This is a genomic window from Streptomyces sp. NBC_01471 (assembly GCF_041438865.1).
GTDB lineage: Bacteria > Actinomycetota > Actinomycetes > Streptomycetales > Streptomycetaceae > Streptomyces.
This window is the reverse complement of sequence record NZ_CP109450.1, coordinates 1,368,012-1,381,010: the sequence shown is the minus strand read 5'-3', so window position 1 is coordinate 1,381,010 and position 12,999 is coordinate 1,368,012. Positions and strand designations below refer to the sequence as shown.

The following is a 12,999-nucleotide window of genomic DNA, read 5'->3' as shown; positions in this document are numbered from 1 at the left end:
CCTGACCGGATCACTTCTCCGCCAGCACTGGGTCGATCATCTTGTGCAGCGTGCCCTCTTCGACCCCGCTCAGCTTGCGTGCGGCGATCTTCCCATGCCGGTCGATGACCAACGTGGAGGGAATGGCCTGCGGGCTCAGGCTACCCGCAGGGAACCGGAGAACGAGCTTCCCGGTCGGGTCGTACAGGCTTGGATACGTGATGCCGTACGACTTCTCGAATGCCTTCGCGGGCCCCGTGGACGCATCACGTGTGTTGATCCCGACGAACTCCACCCTTTTGGTTTGAGTTCCTTCGCGACCTTCTCAAGATTCTTGGCCTCGGCGCGACAGGGCGGGCACCACGAGCCCCAGACGTTAACGACGACGATTTTCCCCTTGTAAGCGGAGTTCACGTCCAACGCGGCCCCCTCTAGCCTCGATCTTTCATGGTGGGCTGCCGACGGAGTCGGTGGCCCATTTCGTTGCCGGTGACCGTAGTTGGGCAGGCTGTGGGCCCGAGTGTCGTGTCGGGTGGACGCCGGGTTCCACTGCTCCGGGATGGAACGTTCTCTCGCAGGGACGGGTGGATCTGCTGGTCAGCCGGGGTTCGGGAGAGCTTCGAGTTGTTTGATCGCGCCGGTGATGACGTCGGTCCATGGCCAGTGGCGCGGGAACCGCAGGTGCCGGCGGCGGGCGGTCGTGACGAGCTGGGCGGCGGAGAAGAGGCGGAGTCTCAGACGGCGGGGCTCCCACCTGCGGACTTCACCGGACAAGGCAAGCATGGGCATCCAGGCCAGCAGGTCGAGAGCGATCTGCACGATCTCCAGCCAGATCTGGTTCTGCGCTGTTTTGTGCAGGGGCAGGTTTCGCAGGCCGGTGGCGCGGGCGGCGCGGATGCGGTCTTCGGCGCGTGCGCGTTGGCGGTGTCGCAGTTCGAGTGCGGCGATCGGAGAACTGGTGGTGTTGGTGGCGAACGCGGTGAGCCGCAGGCCGTCGGCATCAGTGAAGCGCAACTGGGCTCCGGGGTGAGGGCGTTCCTTGCGGACGATCAGCCGCATTCCCTTCGGCCAGCCTTTGAGGACGTCTCCGTCGAGTTCGGCGACCCAGGCGCCATCGCGGATTTCACCGTCCGGTTCGATGGCTGCCGTCCATGCGGCGGGCGGCACTTCGAGGACGGCCTGGTGGATGGTGTCGGTGATGGTCATGCCGACCGAGTACGACAGCCACCTGCCACGCTTCGCAAGCCAGGCTGTGAACTCGTGGGTGCCGTCGGCGGAGTCGGTCCGGATCAGCGTGGAACGGCCTCGCCGGTACTTCTTCGGGAGCTGGGCCAGAGCGAGTTGGGTGGTGGTGACGTGGTCGGCGGCGGTGTCGCTGCCCGCGTTTCCGGGCCGCAGTAGACCTGCGACCGGTTCCCCGCTGCCGCCGCTTCCGTGATCGACGAAGGCCATCAAAGGATGGTGTCCGAAGGTCTTTTTCCAGGTCGCGGTGGCGTCCTGCTTCTCGGAGTGGGCCAGCACGAGCACCCCATCCAGGTCCACAGTCACCTGCCCTGCAACGTCTGGGGCCGCGTTCCTGGCCAGCTTCCAGACTCGTTCGCGGGCTTCGGCCCGCGCGGCCCTTATCGCGGAGAGGGCCTTCGGCCCGGCGGCGGCGAGGGTGTCGATGAGGCGGGAGACCGTCGGGTCGGAGGCCACCGGTCCGAACACGGCCGGCTCGGCCCGCAGCAAGGCGACATCAGCGAGGCAGTCCCCGCCCAGCGCGACCGCGAGGGCCACGTCCAGCAGGATCTTGCCCGGATCGTGCACCGCCCGAGCCTTCCGCCACGGTGCCAGCGCCGCCGATATCGCGCTGTCCAGGCCGGTCTTACGGGCGGTCTCGACCAGCAGCACGGCCCCGGCCTGGGACACCGCCGCCCGACCGCCGCCCTCGATCCGAACGCGTGGATAAGACCCGGTACGCTTCTTCACCTGAGAAGTGCCTCCGACGGTGGCAGGAACAAGGATCTCGATAATCCTCATTCTTGCTGGTCAGAGGCACTTTTCACTTTCCTGACCACCCGTCGGACAACCCGATTCATGAAAGCGCGAGGTTAGCGGTCAAACTGCGGGGCAGCGCAGAACTGACCCAGAACGGAGACGCCGTGACGGACCTCCCCGAAGAGGGCCAGCCCATCGAAGCCGTACCGACGGTGTACAGCGGTACTACCTTCCGTTCTCGTCTCGAAGCCGACTGGGCTCACACCCTCGACGCCCAAAGCATCCTCTGGCAGTACGAACCCGAGCAAATCACCTTGCCGTCAGGGGTGCATTACCTGCCGGATTTCTGGCTGCCCGAGATCGGCACATGGCTTGAGGTCAAGGGGCCGGCCACTCCCCGCAGGGAAAAGGCTGTCGAACTGGGCAAGGCGCGCGCCTGCCGGTGCGACGGTCCCTGCGTCTGCGCGTGGCCCGGTGGCGAGATGGTCCTTCTCGGTTGGGTCTCGGAGCGCACCCACGGCGACATCAACGTTGCACGCAGCCGGTCGGGCTACGCCAGTTGGGCCGCCGCGCACGGGCCCAGCGCGTACTTCGCGTTGTGCCCCTGGTGCGGGCTCAGACAGTGGATCACTCTGCGCCGCCCCTGGCAGTGCCGAGCTTGTCGCCGTAGCTTGGAAGGCGAGGAATTGCACCAGCCCCACGACCGGGTGCTGCCCTTTGGAAGCGGCTCGGCCTGGTCGCTTGCGGACACGTTGGCGATCCGCAGGGAAGTCGCCGACCAGATGGCCGAGGCGGAGGCCGCTGGCTCAGAAGAGCTTCGCTGGGAGGACTTGTACTAAGAGTGAAGGCGCGGGCGCATAGCGCTCGCTCTTGCTCGGGTGGCGGGGTCCCCTCGCTCGGCACCAACTGGGCTCAGTGTGGCCGCCACAGGCGGCGGCACTTCGACAGCTCTTGAGGGGACGTCCGTCAGGGGCGCTGAATCCCACAAACCTGGAATAGGTTCGTGCTCGGCGTTTTCGCGATATGGCGGCCCAAACGCTGTGGGCCGCTTCCGCCGAAAGAGGCGCATCACTCGCATCTACCCCTACGCCGTCCTGGTCGACGGCGCCCCCTTCTCAACCAGGATTCGAGCCCCGTCGTTCGCCTTAAGCACGCCGTTCTGACTGCTGACCTAGAGGCAACGCCGTTCAGTTAGGCGTGGAAGTCGTTCGTCAAGGCTGGTGAACGAGGCAGCGGAGCTGCTGTAGAAGAGGGATGTCACTCCAAGACATCCTCACCACAGGAGCTCCGCTGTTGGAACAGGCTGCCATATCAAGGACCGTCGGGGTAGCGGCAGGGGTGTTCGCACCGGGGCATATCGGTGAGCTGACCCGGATCGTTCCGTTCGAGATGGTCGATGAAGTGCTGGAACAGACCGGTGCGGTGCAGCGCAGGGTCCGGCTGGTGCCGGCGCGGGTCACGGTCTACCTGCTGCTGGCCGCGGCACTCTTCAACGGGCTGGGCTATCAGCAGGTTTTCGACCGGTTATGCGCCGGGCTGGCGAGCCTGGCACCAGTCCGGCCCAGTGGCAGCGCTCTTCGCCAGGCCCGCCAACGGCTGGGGCCGGCACCGATGAAAGCCCTGTTCGACCTGGTGAGTGGGCCTGCGGCCACGACCGCTGCCGCCGGGCGATGGCGAGGTCTGAGGGTCGTGGCAGTCGACGGCACCCTTCTGTCGGTCCCGGACTGCCCGGCCAACCTTGCGGTGTTCACCCGGCAGCGGCTCGGCAACGGGATCTCGGGCTACCCGCAACTGCGTCTGGCCGCGCTGGTGGCCTGCGGGACCCGGTCGGTGATCGGGGCCGTGTTCGGTCCGGCCACGACCGGCGAACTGGAGTACGCCCGCCGCCTGGCGGTGGACCTGCGGGCTGGGATGCTGCTGCTGGGCGACCGGAACTTCGCCTCCGCCGCATTGCTGAACCAGCTGGCCGCCACCGGCGCCGATCTGCTCGTGCGCTGCAAGACGAACCGGAAGCTGCCACCGTTGGTCCGCTGCCGTGACGGCTCGACACTGACCCGGATCGGTCCGCTGACCGTGCGTGTCATCGAGGCCGAGATCAGTATCCGCACCGCCCAGGGCACACGCACGGGCCATTACCGGCTGCTGACCACCCTCACCGACCCTGACACCCACCCGGCCGGTGAACTCGTCCGGCTCTACCACGAACGCTGGGAGATCGAGACCGCCTACGCGGAGCTGAAGTCCACGATGCTGGGCGGACGCGTCCTGCGGGCCCGCACCCCGGACGGCATTGAGCAGGAGGTCTGGTCCCTGCTGACCGCCTACCAGGCACTGCGGACCGCGATGACCGACGCCACCGACAGCATCCCGGGCACCGACCCCGACAGGGCCGGCTTCTTCACCGCCCTCGCCACCGCCCGGGACCAGCTCGTCCTGGCCGCCGGCATCATCACCGGCACCGACATCGATCTCGTCGCCACCATAGGCCGTCACGTCCTGGCCCACCTCCTGCCCACCCGGCGGGTCCGCACAAAAGACCGCATCGTCAAACGAGCAATCTCCAAATACAACGCACGCGGACCCGCCATTGACCGGACCACCTACAAAGCCACCATCAGCATCAACATGCTCACGAGCAGCCCTTGACACCCCAGGCCCCGCCCTAACTGAACGGCGTTGGACCTAGAGGTCGATGTGGAGAGCGACACCCCCGGGGTTACTCCGCAACATTCTGGAGGCCCCGAGCGGCCTCGAAGCTCTACGCGGTCACTCGATGTACTCCTCCATGAGCCGCGCCAAGTGCAGCAGGTAGGGCAGCCGGGTTGGTGTTGCGGTGTGCAGGTGGCAACGGCGCAGCCCGTTCACGTAGGCGGCCAGGTCGGCGGTGTTGTCGGTGGGCTGCTGGAAGGAGATATGGATTTCCAACGACCTTGGGTTGGCTCCGTGGCGGGTGACGTCGCGGTCGTCTCCGAGGTATTTGGAGACGGATTTGGACAGCTGGTGGGTGTCCGGGCGGGGGTTGACGGCGAGATAGGTGCGATCGTTCCAGGGGATCAATCCGGAGTATCGGCCCCATTCATATGGGAGCACGTTGTCCGGGCTCGGCGTCTCAGGCTGGTCCGGCGGGTTCTCGCCGGAGACGACAGCGCCTTGAGCGGGGGCGTCAGCGCTCTCGGCATCCGAATTCTCCAACGGATTCATTCCGAAGATGAGAGGGATCTCATCGGAGTCGTCGTTGATGCGGACAATGCGCAAGCCTGGCAGATCCGTCGGCGTGCGCCGACTGACTGATTCTGCCGAGCTGCAGTCGATACCCGGGAGGACGAGGGCGTCCGGGGCGATGTGGTCGTTCTGCAGCCACGACCAGATCTCTCTGTTGCGCAGGGTCTGAGCGCGTGCAATCAGGAGACGGTCCGCGGTGCTGTCGAGCGCGAGGGCTTGGGTGAGGAAGTCAGCCAGTTGGGCTCGGTCCCGAGCGCGGACGCGGCCTCGTCCCTCGACCAGGGCCTTGGGCAAGTCGACCAATGGCATGGGGGCTTCGTTCAGATGGCTGGTGGTGGGAACCAGTTGGGCGGTAACCATGCCGTCTGTGTTTGCGCGGAGCAGGAGGGGTACGAGGCCTCCGCGTGATCGGGCCAGGTGCACGGCGGTGAGCTCGAAGGAGCCGGTGACGCCTCGTGGGCGAGGCAGTTGCGGCAAGTGTCCGACGGACCGGAGGATGTCGCGCACGGCGGAGGCGGCGCGCTCGACGTCGGCACGGCGGATCTGGGAGTTCTGGAAGGGCTTGGCTCCATCCTTCTTCGCGTCCGGGTTGGCCGTCCGGGTGACGGGGTGCAGACATTGGACGTGCCGACCAAGCGTTGGAAGGACCTTCTTGAGCAGAGGCTTGGGGTCGTCTTGGTGTGCTGCTGAGAAGGAGGCCGGTTTACCGATCTCCATGAGCGCACCGATCAGTTGTGCCTCGTCGGGGAGGGCCTCGCGCAGTGCGCGAGTCCTTTCCGCGCGGTGCTGACGCCGAGCCTCGCTGCGTTCTTCCGACGATTTTTCGGTAGGCCAGGGTGTTCCGGATACCAGAGTGTCAGGGTTGTACAGGCGCAGATGGACTTCGGTGGCACCGCGATAGACGTGAACGTCGCGTCCGGTCTCACTCCGGTGGTCAGTATGGGTGTAGCCGAGCAGGCCGGTCAGGGCCAGATGTACGGCTTCGTACGTACCGGGGGCGGTGTGTCCCAGCTCCAGGCGGTACACGGCGCCGGGGGCGGCGGGTTCGAGCCGAGGTGCACGGCGCTGCGGGATCTTACCGATGGAATCGACCGGTTCAAGGTGCAGTCCGGGCAGGGTCTCCTTCAGTTGTTCGAACAGGAGGAGGTGGTCGATCGGCTGGAGGCCCGTCTCGGCGGGGTGGCCGGCGGACTTACGTCCGGTTTCGCCGTCCGGTTCGTCCAGAAGATAGGTGTAGCCCGTGGTGTGCAGGAGAAGGGCGACGGGATCCCTCTTCGTCCTGTCATCGCGGCCGAGGCCGTTGTAGGCCCGCGGGTCTTCTCGGACGGCGTTCGGGTCCGGGTAGAGGTGGGAGGTGGGGAGGGAGGGCAGCATCCGGGCGATCCCGGGGGTCCAGCGCCATGTCATCTCATCTGCGCGGCCGGTGGCCACGACAGGTGCCCGGAGGAATAGGGGGTACTCCAGGCCGCTGAGTACGCCACCGGGTACGTGGAGCAGCACGGTGGCGGTGGGTGGTTTGTCGGGACTGCGTCGCGGTAGGTAGACGGGCATGGTGCCGCCGAAGCGGGTGATGTGCGGGGTTGCCCGGATGAGGAGCCGGTCGTCGTGCGGCATCGTTGTGACGCGGAACGTGGTCTGGTGGGTCCACAGGCCGAACGCACCGTCATCGGTCAGTTCGCGGGGTGGCCAGAGGTAGACACTGCGTTGACCGCGGTCTCCGATGGTGCCAAGGACAGTGGTCTCGTTCTGCTTGTGCCCGGGGAGCACCCACTTCTTCTCGATCCATCGGGTGGCCAGGTAGGACGCGAGGAGTCGGTAGACATGGGGGCGGGGCCGCGCTGTGTCGTTGGGTGCTTTGCCGTGTCCCAGCAGGTCGAGTGTCGTGGGGGACCATTCCAGAGGGAAGGCCGCTTTGATGCAGGAGGGCCAGTCGACGTCGCTTTGGTGGGGTGCGACCTCGGTGGTGATCCAGGTCTCCAGGGCGATTTGCAGGGCCAGTTGGTTCTGGGGCGGACACAGGGCGTAGAGCCAGGCGTCAGCGCTCAGATCGTCGCCGACTGCGAGGATGCCCGCGCCGACGCACTCCACGAGTTCACGCAACCCACGCGTCGGAAGGTAGCGCGAGCGAGACTTGGGGTTACTGTCCCAGGCGCGCTGGAGGCGGGGGAGGATTTCGCGCGGGAAGGCGGCCGTGTAGAAGTCGAGCGCGAGCTTCTGCCCGGGGAGGGCCGCGAAGACCGGGGGAATGGTGTTGTTGTAGCGAGGCGGTGGTGACGGCTTCTTGGACTCGTTGCCGGTGCTGGTCACAGGTCTTTCATCCCCAGTCGATGTTCTCAAGGAGGTTTCCGAGCAGCCCCCACACGGTGGTGTGGATCGCGTGCTTGACGCGGGTCTGGGCGTCCGCCCTGGGGCCCGGGTCAGCGAGGAGCTCGCGTACCAGTGCCCGGCCTGCAATCAGGATGCTGGTGCGGTCGGTATCGAGGGCCGAGTCGCGGGGGTCAGCAGCGCGGGGTGCGAAAGCGGCGTCCAGCAGGTAAACGCGGACGGGTACGTTGCCGCGGATGCCGCGGCCGGTGGTTTGGTAGAAGGAATGGAACTGGTCCGCGACGAAGGCCTGGCGCAGTTCTTCGGTGGGCATGGTGCGGAAGGTCAGAGGGCGGCCCATCATTCCGCCCCAGGTCGCGTAGGCCCGGCGGGTGAGCGTGCGGACTTCCTGAGTCGGGTCGGTGCCGGGTACGTCGCAGCGGATGGGGTCGAGCAGACGGGCCATAGCCTGGGAATTGAGCACGGCCAGGGGGAAGGACAGGTCGTCTGGCGGCGGGTGCAGGCGGGCGAGGTAGAAGATGACGGAGACGGCAGCGACGCCGCGGGCGTTGAGCATGTTGTGTGCGCGGCCCACGGAGCCTTCGGCCGCGGCCATCACGGTGGCCTGGAGGGTGGGGAATTCGGCGATGCGCCGGTGGGCAAGGCCGTAGGGGCCCGGTGCGCGACTGTCCGGGACCACATGGCAGGCGGTCACGCTGGTGCGGGTGTTCATGTAGTGGGCACTGGTTTCGGCGTCCTGCGTGCTGAGGACCACGAACAGCGCCTTGCGTCGGTCTTCATCGGCACTCTGGAGCGCCTGCTCAAGAAGTGAAAGGGTGGCACCGGGGTCCGGGGTGCAGACTGCGTCGGTCATCGTCCGCACCGCGTTCTGCCGAGCTTCGCGCCCCCCTGCTCCCGAGACGCGCACGCCTCTTTCGTGGCCGGGGCGCCGGCGCGGCCGATACAGCAGTCGGCTGGTTCTCAGTGCCTCTGCGCACTGCTCGGGCTCGCGCAGGATCAGTGAGGGGAGGATGTCGATGTGATAGCGCGCTGAGTACGGGTCATAGCTGGTCGCGGACGTGAGCAGGACATGGGGGCCTTCGACTCCTTCGCATGCGAGCATGTCGTGCAGGTGGTACAGCAGCCAGCGGCCCACACCGCGCAGCCACAGTACGTCCAGGGAGCCGCCGCTGCCTTTGCGGCTGGGGGTCCACTGCAACGCCATCATGTTGCCCATCGGCAACTCAGGCACGAGAGCGCGTAGTTCGGCGTGTGGTTGATGCGTCAGGGCACTTCCGCCCATGGCGAGTGGCATCACCTCGCGCAGGGTTTCCTGCATGGCGGAGAGTTCGAAGTACGAGGTGGTCACGCGCGCGGCCCAGATGCCGGCGATGAGCAGGTGCGCCAGTTCGGTTCGGCGGGGAGGTGGTCCGTCGGGAATCGAAGGCGGTGCATGCCGTGTGATCCACTCTTCGGCAACTTCCTGTGCTGTCCGCTCGGCGGCGTACCCGGCCGTCATGGTGTCGATCAGTTCGGCGATATGGCTGGGTGGGGCGTCGAACGGTCCTGCGGTTAGCGCGACGAAGTACTTGTCGAAGTACTGCTCGGCGGCTTCCCACCTGTCGGCGTCCTCCTCGCGCTCGGCACGGTTCCCGATGCCGTGCAGGAGGCGGGCCAGTCGGGTCAGCAGAGTGTGTCCGCTGAACGGTCCGTCGTCGGCGGTCTGAGCCAGGGCCTCCTCAGCCGCCCTTTTGGCCTCCGGCGTGTCACCGGCGGGCAGCATCAGCAAGGGCAGCAGGCCCGCAAGGGCCTGCGAGTGATAGGTCGCGTATTGCTGAAACCGCTGCCCATGCTTGTGTGCCATGGGCCTGTACCAGGTGGTGGCGAGGCCTTCGTGCCAGGCCACGGCGATGCGACTGCTCCATCCGTCCGGCTGAGTCAGCGGCTCGTGATGCAGGAACTTCTTGTCGAACTGGGTCATGACGCGGTCGGCCTCGTCGACCACCAGAAGGTCGAGTTCGTGCTGAGCCGCAGTGATCCAGCGGGCGGCATACGCCGAGGGCTCCGCTCCGCTGGCCAGCAGGGCGGCGGGCGTGGTGACCCACGCCTGGGCGTCGGGCACTTCGCACGAAGCGATCTGCGAGGGACACACCGACAGCAGCGGACAGTCCACTCGCTCCTTGCGCTTCGTCGCGCCGACGACACGCAGCGAGTTCCGGCACGGCCGGTCTTCCAGTGCCAGCGGTTCGGCAACAGGACCGGAGGACTCCAGAAGCATCTCCAGGGGGCACAAGTCCGTGGTGAACGGCGCGGTAGCGTCCGTCTGCGACGGCAATGGGGCAACGTCTCCTCCCTCGCTGACGTACAGCACGTCATCCCAGTACCGCGCCAGGTGTTCGTCGCGTGTGGAGCTGCCGATGAGCGGGACCGCCCGGATCCCGAGGGCGCGGAAGAAGCGCACCTTTGCCAGCGCGTCGCCGACCGATGAGACGAGGTAGCCCACTTTCAGGCCCCGGTCGACAGAGATCTTCACGAGGATGTCGTTGAAGGTGGTCTTGCCGGAGTTCATTAGGCCGACGACATGTGCAACGCCGTCGATTCCGAACACTCCCAGCCCGTCGCGGAGTTCACCAGCCTCTGTGTCCGTACTCGCGAAGACCATGTTCTCCAGGCGGCCGGAGAAGTTCTCGCCTCGATGGCGCGGATCGTCTTCCAGCAGGCGGTCCATCTCCTTGGCCGCCTGCTTCATGTCATCGTCGGTCACCGGAAGGAACGGGGTCCGGGTACGTCGCTCCTTGGGCTGCAAGAGCGGCGGCTTTGTCGCTGCGGCCACCCAGTCGGGTACCCGCAGGCGCTCCTTCTTGTCGTTGTGACGCTTGAACCAAAGGGCCGCGCCGGCCCGAGCCGGCTCACGCGCCGGCCGCATCTCGTACGGCACGGGATCAAGCAGTGCGTCCCGATATGCCTTGACCCTGCCGGACAGCACGGCGCTGCCGCGTGGGCGGAAGGCACTGCCGTGTACTACTCGGCGCGAGTCCGGGTTGTCCAGCTCGAACTTCCGCAAGTGAGCGGGCAGTTTGCAGTAGTCGTTCAGGCGCACCTTCCACTCGCCGCCCCGAGCTGTGGGTCCCATTCGGCGGCGGAGGTTGCGCACGAGCGGGGCGGTGTCTGGGCCCGCGCTGAGATAGCCATCCAGGACCTTGCGCAACACCGTTGCCGACTGGCCGGGCATGTACTCGGTCAGGAAGTGCAGGCCCAACTCCACACGGAAGAACTCCAGGGCCGTAAGCGGCTGCATCAACGGGGTCAGCCCCGTGGCGTCGGCCTCCTTCACCAGCGGGTCGTTCCACGCCGTGATGTCACGAGCCATTCAGCCACGCTCCGAAGCGTGCCGAAGTACCGCAGCGATGAAGTTGTCCTCGCCGACGACCTCGACACCACAAACACGTCCGTCCATGGCATCTCTCAGGTCATCGACGTAGCCCCGTGTCTCGAACCGGTGCTGGGCGATCACCAGGAACCGGCGACGCGCGTCGGCACGCGGATCCCAGCGAAAATACCTTCCCAGCAGCGTGGCGCTCGCGTGATCCTTCACGTCAGCGGCCCACCACTCTCCCGTGCCCATGTGGTCCGTGCCATCGAAGTCGTAGGCCACGTCCACGGCGTCCATGCCCCACCACGGGTGCATGCGCTGCCCCAGCGCGGACCCTGTTGCGTGGAGGACCCGGCGTTCCGCCAAGCCTGGGTCGTGGAAGAAGCGGCGTACGGCCTGCCGCTGGACATACAGCTCGGACATCGCCTCGACGGTCCACTGCGTGGCCGATCCCTCGCACCCCGGAGTGCCGCAATGCCCTCGCCTGCTGGGCAGCGGGTTACCGCACTCGTCGCACACATCCAGCACTGTCGGCCCTGACGCGGGGCGATGTTGATAGCCGTGCAGGAACCACTCCTTCACCCACGGCTGACCATGAGTGTTCTTGGCGGGGAAGCGCCGGATGAGGGAGGCCAGGTCGAGGTCTGACGCAATCGGCTTGTCGATCAGGAAGCCGCGCAGCTCGACATAGTTCTTCTGGACCTGCTCTTCGCAATTGGCGTTGCGGTCCGCTGTGGTCATGAGCAGGTCGAAGGAGCGGTTCTCGACCAGTTCGGCCTCGGGGTCCTTGGACATGGCCAACCGGGCGGCCTCGTCCGCGAAGGCGGAGGGCCTGCCGTCGTCCACCAGCAGGAGGTCTCTATCGCTTTCGGTGATGTCGAGAGCGAGTGGCCACTGCCCGAGCGGTCGCGTGCACCAGGCGAACACCTCCATATGGGTGATTGGTTGAGCCATGCCGCTCTCCAGCGCGCGCCACCACAGCCGTTTCACCCCGGCATTCCACGCCACAGGAAGCCCCACAGACTGAGTGCCCAGTGACGGCGTACTCCACATCGCGCCGAGCTGGTCCGTCTGAATTCGCGCGAGTCCAGCTGCGAGCAGCTGCACCGTCATGTAGTCGTCCGGCAGATCAGCCGACACCTGCGTCAAGCGCGCCGCACGCGACACGTCCGTCACTACGTCCCTAACAGGCATGGTCTGTCCCCTCAGTGACCTTTTGTCGCGACGGATAGTAGCCACTGTGATCGACACCTCCGACCACGTGGAGGACGAACTCCTCCCCGGTTCGCAGTGCCGAACCCCCGTGGGCGAGCACTCCCGTGCCCCACGTGAATGTCACGACTAGCCTTCGCTCATCGCCCGAACGGTGCGCTCAGCCGATTGCCGACGTTGACGCAGCACATTCGTGACTACCCCACACAGCAGCGCGTCGTCATGAACTCCGTGGACTTCCTGCGTCGGCGAGTCCGGAGTGGTAGTCGGCCTCCCGAGGCCTCAGCTACCAACGGGCTCGTCATGCCCCCGAGCCGCCGTCCACGTACTACTACCGGCAGGGGGAGCAGAACCGCTCATGGGCGAAACCAACCCGCGAGCTGCGTCGGACATCTGGGTAGGGTCGCGGTACCCGAGCTGGAGAGGTAGCCGCATGGACCCCGAGATCGTGATCGCGCAGACGACGAGTGACGACGAGGAGCAGGCGAAGACCCTCGCCAGAGGCGCTGTTGAGAGCAAACTGGCGGCGGGCGTCCACATTGATGCGCCCATCACCGCCTTCTACTGGTGGCAGGGCAAGGTCGAGGCAGCTCAGGAGTGGCGGATCTCCTACATGACGTCGTCGGATCGCCTCCCCGCGCTGGAGGCATGGCTGCACGAGAGGCACCCGTACGACGTCCCCCAGTGGATTACGCTGCCTGTGACCGGAGGGTCGGAGGCGTACCTGTCCTGGGTCGTCGATGAGACGCGCCCGCGGTAGAGGTCTCCACTACAGCGCCTCGCTCTCACCGAGCCTGTGCGCTTCGACGCTTCACAGCGTCGCGAGCGTCAGCAGGTGGCTGGCCAGGTCATGCTCAGTGTCGGGGAGCCCGGCAGCGATGGCCTGGGCCCGCTGCCGGCCCATGGTGTTGGGCTTCGACTCCGCCGCT

Annotated in this window: 7 protein-coding genes and 1 pseudogene; 3 read left to right on the top strand and 5 right to left on the bottom strand. The window is 66.5% G+C overall.

The window, feature by feature from the left end; translation table 11 throughout:
- Positions 1-10 precede the first annotated feature (10 nt).
- Positions 11-414, bottom strand: a pseudogene (locus OG285_RS06120) (TlpA family protein disulfide reductase); the annotation flags it as partial.
- Between the two features lie 162 nt (positions 415-576).
- Positions 577-1,950: an IS1380 family transposase gene (locus OG285_RS06115; RefSeq protein ID WP_371790430.1), complete on the bottom strand. Its 1,374-nt coding sequence runs from the start codon at positions 1,948-1,950 to the stop codon at positions 577-579.
- 173 nt (positions 1,951-2,123) lie between these two features.
- Here OG285_RS06115 and OG285_RS06110 point away from each other — a divergent pair, with 173 nt between their 5' ends.
- Both OG285_RS06110 and OG285_RS06105 read left to right on the top strand, forming a co-directional pair.
- Positions 2,124-2,798: a hypothetical protein gene (locus OG285_RS06110; RefSeq protein ID WP_371790429.1), complete on the top strand. Its 675-nt coding sequence runs from the start codon at positions 2,124-2,126 to the stop codon at positions 2,796-2,798.
- A 415-nt stretch (positions 2,799-3,213) separates the two neighbouring features.
- Complete coding sequence (locus OG285_RS06105) at positions 3,214-4,605, top strand: IS4 family transposase (RefSeq protein ID WP_371790428.1); 1,392 nt, start codon at positions 3,214-3,216, stop codon at positions 4,603-4,605.
- A 120-nt stretch (positions 4,606-4,725) separates the two neighbouring features.
- Here the strand turns inward: OG285_RS06105 and OG285_RS06100 are convergent, their stop codons facing one another.
- Genes OG285_RS06100 through OG285_RS06090 form a run of 3 tightly spaced genes read right to left on the bottom strand, consistent with a single transcriptional unit; the run spans position 4,726 to position 12,034 of the window.
- Complete coding sequence (locus tag OG285_RS06100; RefSeq protein WP_371790427.1) at positions 4,726-7,488, bottom strand: RNaseH domain-containing protein; 2,763 nt, start codon at positions 7,486-7,488, stop codon at positions 4,726-4,728.
- 7 nt (positions 7,489-7,495) lie between these two features.
- The gene (locus OG285_RS06095; protein ID WP_371790426.1) at positions 7,496-10,855 is read right to left on the bottom strand and encodes a hypothetical protein; all 3,360 of its coding nucleotides are present in this window, start codon (positions 10,853-10,855) and stop codon (positions 7,496-7,498) included.
- Complete coding sequence (locus OG285_RS06090; RefSeq protein ID WP_371790425.1) at positions 10,856-12,034, bottom strand: hypothetical protein; 1,179 nt, start codon at positions 12,032-12,034, stop codon at positions 10,856-10,858.
- 469 nt (positions 12,035-12,503) lie between these two features.
- Here OG285_RS06090 and cutA point away from each other — a divergent pair, with 469 nt between their 5' ends.
- Positions 12,504-12,830, top strand: a complete 327-nt coding sequence (gene cutA, locus OG285_RS06085; protein WP_371790424.1) for a divalent-cation tolerance protein CutA — start codon at positions 12,504-12,506, stop codon at positions 12,828-12,830.
- Positions 12,831-12,999 lie beyond the last annotated feature (169 nt).